Genomic DNA, 19,131 nt, shown 5'->3' with positions numbered 1-19,131 from the left:
TTACCGTAGCTCGATCGGGTGTTATTGGCGAGTTTTTGGATCTCGGCTGTGCCCCTGAGAGCATGAGGGGCGAGTACACCTGCCGGTAGATACCGTCATCGGCCCCGGAATAAATGATTCTTGACAAAGGACAATAGAGATTAAACCTGCTGGGTTCGCGATCCGTGCTGAATAAACCTCCCCAAGGAGACTGGCGCTTAAAAAACATCTATAAAATGGCTGATTTATGCAAGACAAAAAAATTCATATTCTCTTGGTAGAAGATGATGAGGTTGATGTGATGAACGTCCGGCGAGCGTTCAAAAAAAATAACATCGTCAACCCCCTCTACATTGCTGCCAATGGATTAGAAGCTCTGGCAATATTACGTGGAGAAGGAAAAATAGAGCCTCCAATGCCTCAAGCGCGCCGGTTGATTTTGCTGGACTTGAATATGCCGAGAATGAGCGGGATCGAGTTTTTGCAAGAATTGCGACTGGATGAATGTTTGAGGTCGATTCCGGTAATCGTCCTCACAACTTCTAATGAAGATAGAGATAAAGTAAAAGCTTATAATTTGAATGTAGCGGGCTATATTCTTAAACCTGTCACTTTTTCTAACTTCGTGGAAGTTATGGCTACCCTAAACAGATACTGGATGCTGAGCGAAATTCCCTAAACTCGGGAAAATTTAATAAAAAAATTTTTCAAGGGGGTTTGTGATTTTTTAGCGATGCAGTTGTTTTAATTCCTTTTTCCCGACAGCAGCTTTTTCGGAGTAATCCACAATTCGGTTTTTATGGACAAAATTCTCACAATTCTGATAGTTGATGACGATGCAGTCGATCGAATGGCGATCAAACGATCGCTCAAGTCCGCTGGTGTTTCGGCAGAAGTTACTGAAGCAGAAGACTGCGCGGATGCGCTGGCACAACTCTCGGTCAGCAAAACTTCTACTCAGGCTACCGCGAAACTCTCCCAACAAAATAAATCTCAACCTTTAAGCGAGGTTGAAGAGACAGAAAAGGGGCTGCTATTAAATCAAATATTTGAGTGCAAATTTGACTGCGTATTGCTCGACTACGGATTGCCCGACGGAGACGGGCTGAGTTTGGTAAAAAATCTACGAGAAGCGGGGCTTAAAGTTCCCTTAATTGTGCTCACCGGTCAAGGCGACGAACAAATTGCTGTGGAATTGATGAAGGCGGGAGCTTCTGATTATATCGCTAAAAATAAGCTTTCTCCTGATAGTTTGTCTCGCAGTTTGTACAATGCCATTCGCGTTTACCGCGCCGAATCTAAGGCGTTTGATGCCAGTCAAAAACTTAAGGAAAGTGAGGAACGGTACAGGTTAGTTTTAGAGGGAGTGAACGACGGAATTTGGGATTGGGATTTAAGTAAAAATGAGGTTTATTGGAACGATCGCCTTTTGGAAATTATCGGTTTGTCGCGAAAGCAATTTGGCAGGACTATGGAAGCTCTATACAACCGCCTGCACCCCGATGACAAGGAGGGAATCGTCGCGGCGATCGCCGCTCACTTGGAACAAGAAATAGACTATAATGTAGAATTCCGGCTGCTACACTCGAACGGTGTTTACCGCTACTGCACTTCTCAGGGAAAAGCTCAGCGGAATTCCCAAGGAAAACCGCTGCGGATGGCCGGCATGATTAGCGACATTACTCAGCGCAAACAGGCGGAAGATGCTCTGGAAAGGGAACGGCTGCAACTGAGACAAATTATTAATTGCGTGCCTGTAGCAATGGCGATGTTCGATACGGAAATGCGCTATATGGCTAACTCTAAAAAATGGGTTACTCAATTTAATTTGGACTTGCCGTCCCTGAATAATCTCAGCCATTACGAATTGTTTCCAGATACGCCCGATCGCTGGAAAGTGATGTATCAAGAAGTGCTGACAGGTGAGGTAGTTTCTGTGAGCGAAGATGCTTGGGAACGAGCAGACGGCTCTGTTATGTACCTGCGGTGGGCTGCTCACCCTTGGTACGATCCAGACGAGAAAGTCGGGGGAATTGTGATGGTGGCCGACAAGATTAATGAGTTGGTGGAAGCGCGGGAAACGGCCCTAGAAGCCAGCCGGGTGAAGTCGCAATTCTTGGCGAACATGAGTCACGAAATTCGCACTCCGATGAATGGGGTTTTGGCAATGGCTCAATTGCTGCTGCGCGCTCCTCTGGAACAGAAACAGCGGGACTGTGCTCAGACGATTTACCGCAGTGCTGAACATTTGCTAAGTGTTATTAATGATATCCTTGATTTCTCTAAAATTGAAGCTGGAGAAATGCGGCTGGAAAAGTCTAATTTTGATTTGGATAGTTGCGTTGAGTCGGTGATAGAAATAATAGCGCATTTGGCAGAAGAAAAAGGTATTGAATTGAATATTTTAGTTGACAGCTCAGTGCCGAGAAAGTTGGTGGGCGACTCGGGCAGATTGAAGCAAGTTTTGCTGAATTTGACGGGTAATGCCATAAAATTTACAGATCGCGGTCAAGTTCTAGTTCACGTAACTGTGAAACAGGGCAACCGACAGGCAGACGGTAGACAAGAAGCAAGATTGCTATTTTCCGTGCGGGATACTGGCATTGGAATTTCGGCCCAAGGGCAAACAAAGCTGTTCCAATCTTTTTCTCAGGTAGACGATTCTCCTACTAGGCCTTACGGCGGGACGGGTTTGGGTTTGGCTATTTGTAAGCAGTTAGTGGAGATGATGGGAGGCGATATTGGAGTTCGCAGTTTGCTAGGCAGCGGTGCTACTTTTTGGTTTACTGTACCTTTGGAAAAACAGTTGCCAGTTGAGCCTCACGATCCCGAACTTGCGGGCAAGAAGCTGTTAGTAGTATCGGAAAGCGCTTTGAGGAGGGCAGCGGTGCGATCGCTCGCTCAAAGTTGGGGTGCCCGCTGCGACGAGGCAGAAACTGCTACTGAGGCTTTGACTTGGTTGAACAAGGCCCGGGGCGGGATTTCTCAGAATTCGGGGGAGAGGGGAAAAAGCTGGGATGTGGTGCTTGTGGACTTGCAAATGCCGGAGTTGGATGCGGAGGAATTTGCTAGAAAAGTGCGATCGACCTCGACAGTTGGCTCGTTAATCGCCATGACTGCTTTGCGAGAACAGCCGAAGGCTGAATCGCTTTGCAGTGGGGGTTTTAACGGGTATTTGATCGAGCCTGTGCGGCCAAGCCGCCTGCTTGAGGCAATGCTTGCGTCGGTTAAGGGAACAGGAGATTTTGGGAGTTTGGAGGCTGCTAATACTTGCAAATTGCCAGCAGTTAATTCTCAATATGTTACTCCCAATTCGCCGTCATCGCTGAGAATTTTGCTGGCGGAAGACCACCCGATCAATCAACAAGTTATTGTCGAACAGTTGGCCGTTTTAGGCTATCAGGCTGACTGCGTGGTCAACGGTCAAGAAGCGCTGGATTTACTGGCAAAAAAAAGCTATGATTTAGTGCTGATGGACTGTCAAATGCCGGTACTTGACGGTTACAAAGCGGCGCAAAAATTGAGGGAAATCGAAGGAAGCGATCGGCATACTTTTGTGATGGCTTTAACTGCTCATGCTATGCCGGGGGAACGAGAAAAGTGTCTGGCGGCGGGGATGGACGATTATCTCAGCAAACCTGTAGATTTAGATGCTTTGGCGGCGGCTCTGAAAAAGTATGAAGCCCTAAATTTTCAGGGTGAAAATAAGTATGGAGTAAAAAGTATTAACTCGGAAAATAAATCTCACTTAGCAACAAATTATACAGAAGTTGTGGAAAAAGCGCAGGTTGTGGCTGTGCCGGCACCAAGGGCGATCGCACTTCAAACTTGGGAACACGCAGACTGCGACGGACTGTTCGACAAGAGCAGATTGGAGCAACTCGGACGAGTTAATATTAAATTGCCAGAGCGACTTTTGCAAGCTTTTGTGGCAGACGCGCAAGCTGATGTAGCTACTGCCAAAATCGCCGTAGAAGCTAAAGATTGGCAAGCTGTGGAATATCAAGCCCACCGTCTCAAGGGAACTTCTGCTAATGTGGGAGTTGCTCTGATGTCGGATTTGGCCGCACAATTGGAGCATCAAGCGCGAAGCTTCCAATCAGAAGCACCAGCGACCCAATTGTTAACCATTGAGGGGATTGAAAATATATTAGTGAGTTTGTCAAATCATTTAGCCAGAGTTCAACAATTTGTCGAAACTCGAATGTTTGGTTAGTCGGTTAGTCGCTATTAATCGATATTAGTCGGCGCTTGAAATCGCGCCTAAACAAACGAAGTCCGCCTACGCGGACTAAGAAATAAATTCTTTGTTTCTTTGTTTCTTTGTTTCTTTCTTCACTCTGTGTTCTCTGCGTTCTCTGCGGTTAATTTAAAAAAAATAATTAATTTAGCTATGAATTACGATACCATTACAAACACTATTTCAAATAGCAATTCCTTAGAAAACGAGGAAAAACTGCTAACGCCTTTGATGGTTTTTGCTCGCGAAGTTTTATTGTATGAAAAAGAGGCTATTTCTGAGCAATATTCTGTAAATGCTGTGCCTTACCCGCTCGATGAAATCAATAATTTTTCTGTGGACAATCTAGTAGCAAAAGTGGCTCGCTGCTGTCGGGAAAGCAAGGTGGGAAAAAAATTACCTACGGCTTTTTACGTTCACGTTTCGGCTTTGCAAGCACTCAACCCAGTCATCGGAATCTACGAAAATTGTGCCAGACGCACTCTCGAAAATATTGATGAAGCAACTTTAGTTAAAATTTCACTCCATCAACCTAAAATATCTTATCTTTTTTACCCTGATTTCGATACAGATGCTCATCCTGCTTTGCAAACCAGCATCCAAATTAATCTAGCAACAGGGGAAGTTAAATATTTCGATTACAGCAACAGCGAAAATCCCCCGGTTTTGCACCGTAAGGAAACTTTTGTAGCTGCGGATTATCCCAATTACGAAAAGTTTGCGAGGCTGACTCGCTGCGAGGAAAAGTGGGGACTGCTTGACAATACTAGCGTTATCGGAACTCGCGAAGGTTGGCTCAAATATTTGGGATATTGCGGTGTAGAAATCCAAGATCATACTGTTGTCGAGCGTTTGAAAGAGGAGAATAGTGAGCTATCAATTCCTAAAATCGAGCGACATAAAGCTGCAATGGTACGCAATTCGCTTTCTAAACCCCTGCGTCTGGTTTTAGAAGCTGATTTAGTGAGGGACGGGGCGACTTTTTTTGATTACGGTTGCGGTTACGGCGGGGATGTTAAATATATTGCACAAGAGGGTTATGCTATTTCTGGTTGGGACCCATACTATCAGCCGGATACTCCGCGAATTTGTGCTGATATTGTGAATATTGGTTATGTGATTAATGTGATTGAATCTTTGGCGGAACGCCGAGAAGCTTTGCTGAATGCTTGGGAATTAACTAAGAGTTTATTAGTTGTAGCGGCTCAGGTTTTGATTGACGATCGCCAACAAGGTCAAATTGCTTACGGGGATGGGGTGATTACTTCTCGGAATACTTTTCAGAAGTATTACGAACAAGAAGAGTTGAAGGTTTATATCGACCAAGTTTTGAGTGTAGATGCAATTCCTGTGGCTTTGGGGATTTATTTTGTATTTCGGGATGCGGCGGAGGGTGAAAGTTTTCGTGCTTCTCGGTTTCGATCGCACTTATCGACTCCCAGGGTGCGATCGCAAGTTAAGCGGTTTGAGGATTATGCGGAAATGTTGGCTCCTTTGATGGCTTTTGTGAGCGATCGGGGCCGCCTTCCTGTTAAAGGCGAACTAGCGGAAGAATCGGCGATTAAGGAGGAATTTCACAGTTTTAATCGCGCTTGGAGGGTGATTTTGCAAGCAACGGATGCGGATGATTGGGAGAAAATCGCCGACAAGCGCCGCCAGGATTTGCTGGTGTATCTGGCTCTGAACGGTTTGGGCGATCGGCCTTCAATCCGCGGACTCCCGGCTCAAATCCGCAATGACATCAAAGGTTTGTTTGACAATTATCAAAAAGCTTGCACTTTGGCAGATTTAATGCTATACAGTCTGAGCAAACCTGATATTGTGGCGGATTGCTGCGAAGATAGTGCGATCGGCTACAAACAGCCCGGTACTCTTTCAGTTCACGTCTCTGCATTAGAAGAACTAGACCCTTTGCTCAGGCTCTACGAAGGCTGCGCCAACCGCACAATTGGCAGACTAGACGGCGCGACAATCATCAAATTTTACGCTCGCAGACCTCAGATTTCCTATCTATTTTATCCCGATTTTGACACTAACCCGCATCCAGCCCTTCACACTTCTATGCACATAGATTTGCGCGACCTTTCTGTGAGCTATCAAGACTATTCTGATGTGTACAATCCGCCAATTTTAGTGAGAAAAGAAGCTTTTGTTACTGAGAGTTATCCGCATTATGACAAGTTTGCGAAACTCACCCGCCAAGAAGAAAAGTTAGGTATTCTCGATCGTGGCGTAGTTAAGAAACATCGGGAATGGATGAAGTGTTTGGAGGAAAATTGCGTTAAAATTAAGGATCATAAGTTGTTTTGGCGATCGAATGCTGACCCCGAAAAGTTGAAAATGCTGCAAAAAGCTGCGTCGGAACGTCAGCAGAAAAAGATTGAGTTTAATGCAGGAAAGATTGAAGGAACCGCAGAGGGCACAGAGAGCACAGAGGATGGGAAAGAAGAGGGAGAGGAATAGTCATGGAAGCAGATTATGATTTTAGTCAGGGTAAGCGAGGGGCGATAGCATTTTAATTGTGCTATGTGGTCAAATATTGGTACTTTTGTTCTAAACTTGGCTCATGTGCTAGATTTAAGTTCATGAAGTTTGAGTGGGACGAGCGTAAAAATCAAAGCAACCTTGCAAAGCATGGGTTTGACTTCGCTGATGCTTTTCGTATCTTCAACCTACCGATGGTTGTAGAATTAGATGAGCGAGAGGATTATGGTGAAGATCGATGTATCGGTATTGGTTTACTTGATGGACGAGTTGTAGTTGTTGTCTACACGGAACCCGATCGGGAAACAGTTCGCATTATTTCATTACGAAAGTCACTGTCTTATGAACGCAGACGCTATGAACAATACCTCACAAACCGACTGGGCTAGAATCGACGCAATGAGCGATGAAGATATCGATACTTCCGATAGTCCACCACTATCGGAGGAGTTCTTTACTAGAGCGCAATTACGAATGCCTCAGTCGGCTATTACTATGCCAGTTCAAGTCGATCCTGAAACATTTGCTTGGTTTCAGGCACAAGGAGAAACTGCCCAACAACAAATGTCTGTAGCACTTAGGATTTATGCAGATGCACACAAAACCTATCCTGCATTCGTAGCAAAGCCAGCATAACGACAGCTATAATTATGGTTGGCTTTCATTACCTTCCGACAAAGCATTAGGCTTCTTGCTACAATGTTTTGATACAGTTCAAGTCAGGTAGAATATGTCCCTAATGAGCGCCCCAGCAAAATTCCAAGCAACCTCTCCTCCTTTCCGTTGGGATGAAGCGGGAGGTATCCGTATAGGTTCGAGTCGAGTCACCCTAGATAGCATACTTGCTTCATACCACAATGGCTCCACTCCCGAAGAAATCGCTATTCAGTATTCAGTTGTTCGCTTAGAAGACATATACAGTACCATTGCTTACTATCTAAACCATCGTCAGGAAATTGACAGTTATTTGGAACAGCGCAGCCAACAATCTCAGCAACTGAGACAAGAACTTTCTCGACAACACAACTTAGTTGATCTGAGACAACGTTTGCTTACTCGTTATCAGTCAAAAGGGGAGTCGATACCAAGTGCGCCTTCTAACTGATGAAAATTTTAATGGAGCCATATTGCGTGGGCTGGTGAGACGTTTGCCTGAATTAGATATTGTTCGTGTCCAAGATGTAGGGCTGATTCACACTGACGATCCAGATATTTTAGAATGGGCGGCTAATGAAGGACGCATCTTACTTACCCATGATGTGGCCACTATTACGATGTATGCCTACGAGCGAGTCAATCAAGGACTACCTATGCTTGGAGTTATTGAGGTTATTGCAACAGCACCCATTGGTAAGATCATTGATGATTTAGAACTATTTATTTGTTGCAGTCAGCCTGATGAATATGAAGGTCGAATTCTTTTCATCCCTTTCCCTTGATATACTTAACCTGCTTATGATGTATATTAATATTAGAAGTACCTCTAACAATCAACTGCGGAGTGGTAAATGAGTCAAAATATTTATCGATTTCAGGGTGATGACCCGGATATAAATCTTGCTAGCAAGAAGGCACGCGAATCATTTAAATATTTTTGGCGTGAGTTGTCATGGGAAAGGCGGCGGATAATTCCTGGGCTGGATATAAGTGCAGTAAAACTTGGATTTCCGACGGGAAAGGTGACGGATTCTGCACCATCAGTTGAACATATGTGGGTGGAGAATGTTAATTTTGATGGTCTGAAAGTTAGTGGAGATTTATTAAACGATCCGAGATGGATAGATGGAATTGGATCGGGCGACCAGATTGTGATGGGCTTCAACGATATCAATGATTGGATATATTCTATTGATGGGATGGTTTATGGTGCATATACTGTTAATGCAATACGGCTTACAATGAATAGCGATCGAAGGCGTGTGCATGATGATGCTTGGGGTTTGGAATTCGGCGATCCGAGAGAAATCCGAATTGTTCCCGATAGCTATTTAAATCAAGAATCAAGAAATAAGGATGAATATGAAATCGGCGAGCATCCAATGAGTGAGAATATGGCTGCAAAAATTGATTCTGCATTAAGTGAAAATCCTACCATTGTAAATCAAATTGATGAAAATGGCTGGACTATGCTGCAATGTGAGGCATTGGCTGGCAACTTAACTCCTGTTAAATTATTATTAAAGTATGGCGCTGATAAAATGATTAAGAATCCTGATGGGTTGACGGCGATTGACTTGGCGGAAGTGATGAAATGGAATAAAATTACTGATTTTCTAAGATAATCGGTGGGGCTTATAATAGGGAATTGTTTACCGGGTACAAGAGCCGCAACTTATTTCAGCACGTAAAGCAACTCGTCAGGAGAGGGCAGAGTATGAAGGTTGAAGCATTAAAGCAGAGATTAAACCGCAACCGTCCAATGACTAGCGTGACGATTCGTATGCCCGAAGATGTTGTGGAATATCTAAAGAAAGTTGCACCCTTGTTGGGTTTTTCGGGTTATCAGCCATTAATTCGTGCTTATATCGGTCAAGATTTGCGCGTTGATTTAGAACGATTTGAGAGCGAGACAGTGACAGCCTTAGTAGCAAGTTTGAAGCGCCGAGGTGTCAGCGATGCAGTGATTGATGAGGCATTAAACGAAGTCCTTCGTGCTGAGTCCTGTTAATTGTGTCTAGCCAGCAGCATTTCATATCAAATCCGTTGACATGGGAATTATTCATCTCTCTCTTCTGGAGACTCTGCGCCCTCTGCGCCCTCTGCGGTTAAATCATTCCCATACAATCGGAATTGATACCATTACAAAAGTCATTGTCTCATAAACGCAGACGCAACCATCCTACTTTTGACAAAGCAGTTCGCCTCGGACAAGAATGGCGTAAGTCTGCTGAATAGCTCAATACCTGCACGCGGGCCAAAAACCCGGTTTCTGCGTGAATATCTCAAGGGATAATCCACGATTTTTCCTAGAAACCGGGTTTTTTAGGTAGAAGCGTGCGTAAGTCTTGTTAAGCAAACTTAATCTTCAAATAATCATCCTCCATCTTCGCCCCCGAAGGTTGCAGCGCCGCTAAAGCTTGCGGCAACACCAAATTACGGCGGTGATTCCCAATCCGAACATTCAACTCATCTCCCGTTTTGGTCAACTGGATCTGATCCTTAGCAATTCCGGGCAAATACAGTTCAAGACTATATTGATTGTTTTCCTGCACGATCTTAATCGTATTTTCTTTGTAATAAACTTGACTTGGGTCTTCGTCTTTGTAAAGCGTTTCTTTCAACCGTTCCAAAGCTGGCAAACCGCACATTTCTTCGGAATAAAGTGGCACTTCCTTAACTGGCAGCGGCATGAAATCTGAGTGAATTTCCTGACGGTACTGTTCCTGGCTTTCTTTCCACCGTTTAAAAAATGGGTCAGTTACTTCTGCGGGAATAATCCGGTTAGCTACTACTAAATCTGTGGCTACATTGTACAAACTCAAATAGGCATGAGCGCGCAGAGATTCTTTAATTACCATTTTTTCGGGATTGGTAACTAACCTTACCGAAGTCACAGTATTGTCAGTTAAAACCTTTTCCAAAGCTTCGATTTGTTCGTAAAATTCGTAAGGTGCATCCATCACCTCTTTGTCTGGTAAAGAAAAACCCGCAATTGGTCTAAAAATAGGTTCCACTAAAGGTCTAAGGGCGGCTGATATGCCTTGCAGCGGCTTGTAAAATTTTCTCATGTACCAGCCGCCAACTTCCGGCAAACTTAGCAGTCTCAATGCAGTGCCCGTCGGAGCCGAATCGATAATTAAAACATCAAATTCGCCTTCGTCGTAATGCCGCTTCATTCGCACCAAACCGAAGATTTCATCCATTCCTGGCAAAATTGCTAATTCTTCAGCCTGCACCCCTTCGAGCCCCTGCGCTCGCAAGACTTGAGTAATGTAGCGCTTAACGGCTCCCCAATTGCCTTCTAATTCCCTGAGAGCGTCTAATTCTGCTCCCCACAAATTCGGTTTCACCAGCCGCGAATCGTGTCCGAGTTCCATGTCGAAGCTGTCGGCTAAGGAGTGAGCGGGATCTGTGCTCAGCACTAGGGTTTTGTATCCCAATTCGGCACATCGCAGCCCTGTCGCAGCGGCTACGGAGGTTTTGCCGACGCCGCCTTTTCCAGTCATTAATATTAAGCGCATTGATTGTTTAGCTCGCCTGAAAGTAGTTTACTCCTATATTGTAACGTTATGTAAAGGAAATTAATTTTGTGGGTAATTAATTTGGGCGATCGCGCACCGCTGAACACAGCGCATTTCAGGCGACACACGAAATTGCTGCCATGTCAATATCAGTTAAAATTATTTATCTCAGATATCAATTGCAACAAATAAAAATCCATCAGCGTTCATCTGTGTTTATCTGCTAACATCTGCGGTTAAAAAAGGGATCTCGCTCTTGAAACACTATTTCTTATTGCTAAAAAACCTAAGAAAAATTCTCAAACATTAGTCTTCACCGGAAATACAAGCTGTTTGAGCACATCCAACCGCGAACAGTCCCAGTAATCTATGTGAGACACAATTAAACCGTCGCTGTTGACTTTCAGTTCGCTCCTACCGGCGATCGCCATTTTCGGTTTCCAAGGTAACGGTGCGATCCAGCTCAGAGTCCAGCGAGTGTCTATAGTATCTCCCGACTGCGAAATCCCGTGCAAATCGAGATTTACATCCTGAAAAAAAGTCCCCATAAACCCGATCATTTTGCGGTAGCGCTCGACTCCTGTAAATCGATTCACCGGATCTTCAAAATAAACATCTTTTGCATAGATGCTGTAAGTCTGATTATCGGGAAATCTTTGATAATCGTCTTTGAGAATTTCAATAATGTCCATTTCGAGCGAGCGTTATTCTTCTATTATTAGAATAGAATTTTAACACAATAGAGCAAAAATCCGCAATTGTCGTCCAAATTGTGATAGTATATCGGGTTATTTCCTGCCTTGCAAACTTTCAACTTAACATCACAACTATGATTGACCTCTACACTTTTACTACCCCCAACGGTCGCAAAGTTTCGATCATGCTCGAAGAAATAGGTTTACCCTACAACGTGCACGTCATCGACATCACAAAAAACGACCAATTTAGCCCAGAATTCATCGCCATCAACCCCAACAGCAAAATTCCGGCGATAGTCGATCGAGATAACGGCATCACCGTCTTCGAGTCCGGCGCTATTCTGATCTATCTTGCCGAAAAAAGCGGCAGATTTCTGCCCACAGACAAACAAAAATACTTTCAAGTTATGGAATGGCTGATGTTTCAAATGGCCAGCGTCGGCCCGATGTTTGGTCAGCTAAACCACTTCAAACGCTTTGCACCCGAACAAATTCCCTATGCGATTGGGCGCTACGAAAAAGAAACCTTGCGCCTCTACGGAGTATTAGACACTCAACTAGCAAAATACGAATACATCTGCGGCGACTATTCTATTGCCGACATTGCTACCTATCCCTGGGTTGCTATTTACGAATTTCAAGGATTAACCCTCGACAACCATCCCCACCTCAAACGTTGGGTAGAAACCTTGCAGAAGCGTCCTGCAGTTGAGCGCGGCATGGCTGTTCCATCATTATAAACAGCACATCTAAATTGTATTTTCGGGAGGGCGGGACACCCCACAAACAAGTTGACTTTTGTGGAATGGGCTTCTAGCCCGTTCTTAATAAACAGCGGGCGGGCTAGAAGCCCAACCCCTACTCCCCACAAGCAAATTGACTTTTGTGGAACGGGCTTCTAGCCCGTTCTCAATCCACAGCGGGCGGGCTAGAAGCCCAACCCCTACTCCCCACAAAGCAAGTTTACTAATTGTGGAACGGGCTTCTAGCCCGTTCAAAAAAAGCCCTCAAACTCAATCTGCGAAATGCTTAATAATCGCCTCAGCAAACTCCGAACACTTCAACTCAGGCACCGGCGGCTCCATCAACCTCGCCAAATCATAAGTAACTTCACCGTTAGAAATTGCCGCTCCCAAACCCTTCTTAATCAAATCTGCGGCTTCCTGCCATCCCATGTATTCTAACATCATCACCCCGGACAAAATCAGGGAACCGGGATTGACTTTATCCAAACCAGCGTGTTTAGGTGCAGTGCCGTGAGTCGCCTCAAAAACTGCACATTCATCACCAATATTCGCACCGGGGCCCATGCCCAATCCACCGACAATGGCGGCGGCCGCATCGGACAAATAATCCCCGTTCAGATTCATTGTCGCCAAAATCGAATACTCGGCCGGTCGGGTTTGAATTTGTTGAAAAATACTGTCAGCAATTCGGTCGTTGACCATGATTTTTTCTTTCCACTTGCCGCTGCCGTGACTGTCCCAAATTGCAAACAGAACGTCGGCTACTTCTTGACGAATTTTGGCTTGTTTTTCAGGGGTCAAAGCATCGTATCCTGGGTCTATTTGGCGAGCATTATCTTCTAAGCTAATGTCGGGATTTTTTTCTTTGTTTTCCAGAATCCAAGACTCTCTTTCAGTTACGCACTGTTCGCGAAATTCGGTGGTTGCTAATTCATAACCCCAATCTCGGAAAGCTCCTTCAGTATATTTCATGATGTTGCCTTTGTGCACCAAAGTCACTTGCTGCTTATCTTTCGGCAACCGTAAAGCGTGGGTAATGGCGCGCCGTACTAAACGCTGAGAACCTGTTTTGCTAATGGGTTTTATTCCGATTCCCGAATCGAGGCGAATTTGTTTTTTGCCATGTTCTGGTGTTGCGGGAATTAACTCATTATTGAGGAATTCAATCAATTTTTTGCCGATTTCGCTGCCTTTGGCCCATTCAATTCCGAGGTAAATATCTTCTGTATTTTCCCGGTAAATAATTACATCTAGGAGTTCAGGGGTTTTGTGTAGCGATGGTGTTCCAGCATAATATTTGCAGGGCCGCACGCAGGCGTAAAGGTCAAAGATTTGCCGCAAAGCTACGTTTAGCGATCGAATGCCGCCCCCGATTGGGGTTGTCAGTGGCCCTTTGATGGCGACTCCGTATTCTTTGATGGCGTCTAAGGAATCCTGGGGCAGATATTGGTAAGTACCGTAGACATCGCAGGCTTCGTCGCCTACATAGATTTTAAACCAGTTGATTTTTCGATCGCCACCGTAAGCCTTTTCTACCGCAGCATCCATGACTTTCTGGGATGCAGGCCACAAGTCAACGCCGGTACCGTCGCCGCGAATGAAGGGAATAATTGGGTCATTGGGGACGATCGGCAAACCGTCTTTGAAAGTAATTTTAGAACCTGTTGTCGGGGCTACAATCTTTTCGTACATATTTTAACAGCGCGGATAGGAATGTTCCCTATTTTGCCACGATTATCTGCCTAAACCTCCACCAATCTTAAATATTTGTATAAATTTAAGTGGGATTTTTGGGCGATCGGCTGCCCGTCACTCTGACTTTTGGGCGATCGCCCATTTCAACCTCAATTTAAAAAAGTAGCAAAGATAGCAGAAGTTTCCCTCAAATCTCCCTCTCTATCTTTCAGCGCTACGGTTGAGAAGATGCTAGAAACAAGTCAGTGGATTTTAGATTTTAGATTTTAGATTTTAGATTTACTCCACACATGAATCTGGGAGGTTGAACCTTAGTCTAAAATTTTGAACGGATCGCGACTTTTGTCGGAAAGTTGTATGCGTTTTTGGGTGGGGTCAAAATGGTGATTGTAGCCGCCGATGAACGCAAATAAACGCCGATTATTTTCACAACTTTTGCCTTTATTTGCGATATTTTTCCTTCTGCATATTCTTTTTGACAACCCACAAAATACACCAAATGACAATAATCACCACAACTATTTTGGAAACCGGGGCCAGATATTCCTCTACAAGTGTATAATTTTCCCCTAGTTTATATCCGGCAAAAGTCAGGAAACTTACCCATAAAAGAGTGCCGCCGGTTGAGTATAGTAAAAAAGGAATTAAAGGCATATTATTGATGCCAGCGGGCAGGGAAATTAGGGTGCGAACTCCCGGTACGAGGCGACACAAAAACACGGCTTTGTTGCCGTGTCTGTTAAACCATCTATTTGCTTTGTCAATATCGGCACCCGATACTGTGATCCACTTGCCGTATTTGTCGGCTAAATTCCTCAAGCGTTCTTCGCTCAATAATTTACCCGCATAGTACCAGGGAAACGCCCCCAGAATTGTACCGATTACTCCGGCTGCGATCGCCGGCGCTAACTCCATATCATCACCCTTTGAGGCCGTGAATCCTGCCAGCGGCATAATCAATTCTGAGGGTATGGGGGGGAAAAGATTTTCTAAAAACATCAACAGGCCAATCCCGAGATAGCTCATCGACTGCATTGTGTTAGTTATCCATTCAACCATTTTGATTTAAATATTGGTAATAGGTACTTTGTATTTTGCTCGTTTTTTGATCGTTCCCAGGCTGTGCCTGGGAACGATCAAAAACGAGGCTCTGCCTCGACTCCCCATGAGGGAGGCAGAGCCTTGCTGCATTCATTCCCAGGCACAGCCTGGGAACGATAAACGATGATTAAGTGCCCGAAGTCCAAGAGTTTGTGTACTCAATTTGTTCGGCAGTCAAGGTATCAATGTGAATACCCATTGCTTCCAATTTGAGACGGGCAATTTCTTTGTCAACTTCTACGGGTATTGAGTGAATACCAGGCTCTAGTTTGCCTTTGTTCGTAACTAGATATTCGCAGGCTAAAGCTTGGTTAGCAAAGCTCATATCCATCACGGCGCTGGGGTGTCCTTCGGCTGCTGCCAAGTTGATCAAACGGCCTTCGCCCAACACAATAATCGATTTGCCATTATTGAGGTGATATTCTTGAGTGAAAGACCGGACTGTTTTCACGTCGGTGCTTTTTGCGCCGAGGGATTTGAGGTCAATTTCAATGTCGAAGTGACCGGAATTGCAAACAATTGCGCCGTCTTTCATTGTGTCGAAATGTTCGGCACGAATGACGTGTTTGTTGCCGGTAACGGTAATGAATATATCTCCGACTGTTGCTGCTTCGTCCATCGGCATGACGCGGAAACCGTCCATCACTGCTTCGATCGCCCGAATCGGATCGATTTCGGTGACAATTACGTTAGCACCCATACCGCGGGCGCGCAGTGCCGTGCCTTTGCCGCACCAACCGTAACCTGCAACCACAATATTTTTACCGGCTAACAAAATATTGGTAGCGCGGATAATGCCGTCTAGGGTAGATTGACCGGTGCCGTAGCGGTTGTCAAAGAAGTGCTTGGTGTCGGCGTCGTTGACGTTCATTGCGGGGAAAGTCAGCACGCCGTCTTTCAACATGGCCCGCAGGCGCACGATGCCTGTGGTAGTTTCTTCGGTAGTTCCGATTAAGTCGGAAATTTGGTTCGGGCGGTGCTGGATCAGGGCGGCTACCACGTCGCTGCCGTCGTCGATGATAATATTGGGGCGGTGGTCTAGGGCTGTGTAGACGTGACGTTCGTAGGTAGCCGCGTCTTCTCCTTTGAGGGCGAAGACGGAAATGCCGTAGTCTTCAACTAAGCAAGCTGCTACGTCATCTTGAGTGCTCAAGGGGTTGCTGGCGATCAGTACGGCGTCGCCACCGCCGAGTTTGATGGCGATTGCCAAATGAGCGGTTTCTGTGGTTACGTGGCAGCAAGCAGCCAAGCGAATGCCAGCAAAAGGCTTTTCTTTAGCGAAGCGTTCTTGAATTTGCCGCAAAACGGGCATTTCCCGGCCGGCCCACTCGATGCGTTGCTTTCCCAAGGGGGCGAGGGACAAGTCTTTGACTTCGTGTTTAATCTTGACGGATGTAGCAACCATGTATGTTATTTCTCAGAAATCATCAAACTTTGTTAGTTTTAGCAGATTAAGTCATCGGCGGGCAAGTGCTGTGATTTTACTCGATCGGGGTCGGCGCTGCTAATCTTAAATTTTGACTGTGTTTTAATGATTAGCGAGCTAGTCGATGGAGTCACCCGCACAGTGAGAGTCAAACATTCTTGTCGGGCGATGGATCTCAATCTTTTGTGTTAGCGTGGCATTTTTTAATTATTTGACCGAAAGCATCCAGGATACAAGCCCGCGAATTTATCCGTGGGGTCAAGGCTTCAATCGAAAATCTAAAATCGAAAATCTAAAATCGATTGACACTCTCACTTGGGCTGCTGGCAGTTCGATCGCCTGCGTGGCGTTCCCCGCTTGGCAGCCTGCAGATATCATCAGTTGGTTAGGACTTGGTTCAGTAGGGATTAGTTTCCCGTTCCCAGACATCTTCAAATACTTTTTAGCGGAAATATTTTTTCTGTTGCACGAACCGTTTCAATGGGGCGATCGGATAATAATTGTAGAAGGCTTTTGAAGGTACTGTTGAAAAGATTTTGCTGCGTTCAACTCAAATTATTAGCGATGGGGGAGAGCGAGTTATCGTGCCGAAGGCGATCGTATTTGCCAATTCAGTGCGGGTAAGCTAATCCGCATTTAAATTGCATAGTCAAATAAATCTTTACTGGTGTGGGGAGTAGGGGTTGGGCAGGAGATCGCGCCCTCAATATACAATTTAAATGCACAACAGCTTACTAATAGGCCTGCCCCGCAGGCGAACTAACTTGCCTTTAAATTTAGCCTATGATGTTGATACTTCAGGCTTTAACGATGGTTCTTTGGATCTTATTGTCCGCTATTGGACGCTGCGCGAACAAGCACAGGTGCGACGGACAAACACTAGGGCTGTGGTGGCGATTAAAGTAGCGTGCATCCGGGCGGACCTTAAAATTCCTCAACCGGTACTGGTGACTTTGTACGATCGAACAATTTACCGTGAGTGAGTTTTGAATTTTGAGTTGGGAGAGGGAGAGAGTGGGAGAGTGGGAGAGTTGGAAAAATCCTCTGGCTTCACGCTTGACTTCTTCCCTCAACACCCATCCGTTAACTCCGTTAAATCCCGTACACTGGGCGTGGCCGAACTTTCCTCTGATATCAAATCCGCGCTTCGACAGTCGGGCGTAAAATCGAGTCAACATCCAACACTCAACCATCATTCAGTTTGGCGACCCCTCCTTCAACAGTCAACGGTCAACAGTCAACAGTCAACAATTCCGGAGGAGTGCAACCAGAATTGATATGACTTCTCCCTTCTGACTTTTCAAATCAAGCAAAAGGCGAGCCGATTTCTCATTAGCGCGCCTCCTAATTGAATTTTATTTTGTCAAGCGTCATTGAGGATATTGTTCCGGTTGAAAAAATCATGAAGTCGTCTTGCTAGCGCGACGGCGGCGCGCTGCAACCAAACCACCCAAACCGAGAGCCAAACCAGTCATTGTCATCGGTTCTGGAACTGCTTCTGCGCTGACTGTGAAGTCTTGGAAGTCTGCGTCGTTGCTGTTACCGCGATCGTCGAAGCCAATTAACGTGCCTCCGTTAAACAGAGAAGCGTATCCGTTTGTGAATTGTCCCGCAGCTTGGAAGACGTTCGTGGTTTCTTTGTCGAGCGCGTTCCACAGGGAGGATGACTGGCCAAATATTGCTTGCTGGCTGCCGGTAGAGGCGACATTCAGGTTCAGCCCCGATGTCGAGTAGACCATGCCGTTATCGCTTGATAGTCCCAAGGTGTAAACTTTATTGGCCAGGAATGTGAAGACTGCTGAGCCTGAACCCAAGACTGTATTGCCCAGAGTTCCTTTCCATTCGTTAGCGCTGCCGTCGTCTGAGGATTTAGTTTCGGAAAACAGCTTAGCAACGTTGGTCAGTGCAAAGCCGTTCACTTCGTAAATTGCCAAAGAGGAAGTGAAGGCGCCGTGAGATTCGTTGAATTTAAATTGGACAGCTTGATTTTGTCCGAATGTGATGCCGTTGGTACCAAAGGAGAAGGCCTGAGCTGGAGCTCCGGCGCCAAACAGAGCTGTGGCGGCGGCGGTAGCTGTTAGGGCGGATAAGAGTTTGGTATTCATAAACCTGTTCCTTTTGTGCGATCGTCTTAATAATTTCATTATGCGATACTTTGTTTGTATTTGGGGCACTTTAGGTAAAGTTTGACATATTCTTTATCAAGCCTTTACATATCCTTCATAAATTCTCTCTATCACATCTGCGGGCGGGCGATCGCTCCCTCATAATACCCACTAAATAATTATAAATATTGTGGCTTGAAAGCTTGCCGTCGCGGGCATGGGAGCGCGGGTCAGCCCAGGTGATGTGGATCGAGCTTAGGCTAATTTTTTATTATATTGTCAAGTCTCAATCCTCAACAGCAAACACTTAAGTATAAATACGGTAATATTCGTGGGTACGGACTGTTACAGAAGTTTTATATTAACCTGAAACTGGGAATATTTGTTTTTTGGGACTTGTGTAGGGGAGTTAAAGTAGTTTATCTATCGGGTAAATTACGTACAAACTGCGATCGTTGGCTCTACGTATTTTGGTT

At 45.3% G+C, this 19,131-nt stretch carries 19 protein-coding genes; 13 read left to right on the top strand and 6 right to left on the bottom strand.

Annotation, left to right across the window (positions count from 1 at the left end; translation table 11 throughout):
- Window positions 1-226: 226 nt before the first annotated feature.
- The 9 genes from QUB16_RS09880 to QUB16_RS09840 all read left to right on the top strand — a co-directional run bounded on the left by QUB16_RS09880 (window position 227) and on the right by QUB16_RS09840 (window position 9,371).
- Window positions 227-658, top strand: coding sequence for a response regulator (locus QUB16_RS09880; RefSeq protein WP_333159462.1), 432 nt, complete (start codon window positions 227-229; stop codon window positions 656-658).
- 120 nt (window positions 659-778) lie between these two features.
- Complete coding sequence (locus tag QUB16_RS09875; RefSeq protein WP_333315784.1) at window positions 779-4,195, top strand: response regulator; 3,417 nt, start codon at window positions 779-781, stop codon at window positions 4,193-4,195.
- Window positions 4,196-4,372: 177 nt separating this feature from the next.
- Window positions 4,373-6,682, top strand: coding sequence for a DNA phosphorothioation-associated putative methyltransferase (locus QUB16_RS09870; RefSeq protein WP_333315783.1), 2,310 nt, complete (start codon window positions 4,373-4,375; stop codon window positions 6,680-6,682).
- Window positions 6,683-6,804: 122 nt separating this feature from the next.
- Window positions 6,805-7,092: a BrnT family toxin gene (locus QUB16_RS09865; RefSeq protein WP_190741037.1), complete on the top strand. Its 288-nt coding sequence runs from the start codon at window positions 6,805-6,807 to the stop codon at window positions 7,090-7,092.
- The gene (locus QUB16_RS09860) at window positions 7,046-7,339 is read left to right on the top strand and encodes a hypothetical protein (RefSeq protein ID WP_333312996.1); all 294 of its coding nucleotides are present in this window, start codon (window positions 7,046-7,048) and stop codon (window positions 7,337-7,339) included. Before QUB16_RS09865 ends, QUB16_RS09860 begins: the two co-directional genes overlap by 47 nt.
- 103 nt (window positions 7,340-7,442) lie before the next feature.
- Window positions 7,443-7,808, top strand: a complete 366-nt coding sequence (locus QUB16_RS09855; protein WP_333053176.1) for a DUF433 domain-containing protein — start codon at window positions 7,443-7,445, stop codon at window positions 7,806-7,808.
- The gene (locus QUB16_RS09850; protein WP_015177944.1) at window positions 7,792-8,142 is read left to right on the top strand and encodes a DUF5615 family PIN-like protein; all 351 of its coding nucleotides are present in this window, start codon (window positions 7,792-7,794) and stop codon (window positions 8,140-8,142) included. Before QUB16_RS09855 ends, QUB16_RS09850 begins: the two co-directional genes overlap by 17 nt.
- Window positions 8,143-8,211: 69 nt before the next feature.
- Window positions 8,212-8,985, top strand: a complete 774-nt coding sequence (locus QUB16_RS09845) for a DUF2314 domain-containing protein (RefSeq protein ID WP_190741039.1) — start codon at window positions 8,212-8,214, stop codon at window positions 8,983-8,985.
- A 92-nt stretch (window positions 8,986-9,077) separates the two neighbouring features.
- Window positions 9,078-9,371, top strand: a complete 294-nt coding sequence (locus QUB16_RS09840; protein WP_333315782.1) for a hypothetical protein — start codon at window positions 9,078-9,080, stop codon at window positions 9,369-9,371.
- 340 nt (window positions 9,372-9,711) lie between these two features.
- Here the strand turns inward: QUB16_RS09840 and QUB16_RS09835 are convergent, their stop codons facing one another.
- Both QUB16_RS09835 and QUB16_RS09830 read right to left on the bottom strand, forming a co-directional pair.
- Window positions 9,712-10,884, bottom strand: a complete 1,173-nt coding sequence (locus tag QUB16_RS09835) for a TRC40/GET3/ArsA family transport-energizing ATPase (protein WP_333053180.1) — start codon at window positions 10,882-10,884, stop codon at window positions 9,712-9,714.
- 299 nt (window positions 10,885-11,183) lie between these two features.
- Complete coding sequence (locus QUB16_RS09830; RefSeq protein ID WP_333315781.1) at window positions 11,184-11,576, bottom strand: DUF2358 domain-containing protein; 393 nt, start codon at window positions 11,574-11,576, stop codon at window positions 11,184-11,186.
- A 137-nt stretch (window positions 11,577-11,713) separates the two neighbouring features.
- Here QUB16_RS09830 and QUB16_RS09825 point away from each other — a divergent pair, with 137 nt between their 5' ends.
- On the top strand, window positions 11,714-12,322 hold the full coding sequence (locus tag QUB16_RS09825; protein WP_333208294.1) for a glutathione S-transferase N-terminal domain-containing protein: 609 nt from the start codon (window positions 11,714-11,716) through the stop codon (window positions 12,320-12,322).
- Between the two features lie 273 nt (window positions 12,323-12,595).
- Here the strand turns inward: QUB16_RS09825 and QUB16_RS09820 are convergent, their stop codons facing one another.
- The 3 genes from QUB16_RS09820 to ahcY form a co-directional block, all read right to left on the bottom strand.
- Entirely contained in the window at window positions 12,596-14,020 is a 1,425-nt protein-coding gene (locus QUB16_RS09820; RefSeq protein WP_333315780.1) for an NADP-dependent isocitrate dehydrogenase, read from the bottom strand.
- A 444-nt stretch (window positions 14,021-14,464) separates the two neighbouring features.
- A complete protein-coding gene (locus QUB16_RS09815; protein WP_333315779.1) occupies window positions 14,465-15,082 on the bottom strand; it encodes a DedA family protein in 618 nt (205 codons plus the stop codon).
- A 169-nt stretch (window positions 15,083-15,251) separates the two neighbouring features.
- Window positions 15,252-16,529, bottom strand: coding sequence for an adenosylhomocysteinase (ahcY, locus tag QUB16_RS09810; RefSeq protein WP_333109311.1), 1,278 nt, complete (start codon window positions 16,527-16,529; stop codon window positions 15,252-15,254).
- A 232-nt stretch (window positions 16,530-16,761) separates the two neighbouring features.
- On the opposite strand from ahcY, the gene QUB16_RS09805 reads away from it, so the two are divergent.
- From QUB16_RS09805 to QUB16_RS09800, 3 genes are all read left to right on the top strand, one after another.
- Window positions 16,762-17,067 carry a hypothetical protein gene (locus QUB16_RS09805; protein WP_333315778.1) on the top strand — a complete coding sequence of 102 codons (306 nt, stop codon included), beginning with the start codon at window positions 16,762-16,764 and terminating at the stop codon, window positions 17,065-17,067.
- A gap of 19 nt (window positions 17,068-17,086) precedes the next feature.
- On the top strand, window positions 17,087-17,179 hold the full coding sequence (locus QUB16_RS33540; protein ID WP_445251109.1) for a hypothetical protein: 93 nt from the start codon (window positions 17,087-17,089) through the stop codon (window positions 17,177-17,179).
- A 90-nt stretch (window positions 17,180-17,269) separates the two neighbouring features.
- Window positions 17,270-17,533 carry a hypothetical protein gene (locus QUB16_RS09800; protein ID WP_333315777.1) on the top strand — a complete coding sequence of 88 codons (264 nt, stop codon included), beginning with the start codon at window positions 17,270-17,272 and terminating at the stop codon, window positions 17,531-17,533.
- Between the two features lie 417 nt (window positions 17,534-17,950).
- Here QUB16_RS09800 and QUB16_RS09795 read toward each other — a convergent pair whose 3' ends face one another.
- The gene (locus QUB16_RS09795; RefSeq protein WP_333315776.1) at window positions 17,951-18,655 is read right to left on the bottom strand and encodes a PEP-CTERM sorting domain-containing protein; all 705 of its coding nucleotides are present in this window, start codon (window positions 18,653-18,655) and stop codon (window positions 17,951-17,953) included.
- Between the last annotated feature and the right edge of the window lie 476 nt (window positions 18,656-19,131).

The organism is Microcoleus sp. D3_18a_C4 (assembly GCF_036702415.1).
GTDB lineage: Bacteria > Cyanobacteriota > Cyanobacteriia > Cyanobacteriales > Microcoleaceae > Microcoleus.
The sequence above is the reverse complement of the archived record's forward strand: the minus strand, read 5'-3'. Positions and strand labels throughout refer to the sequence as shown.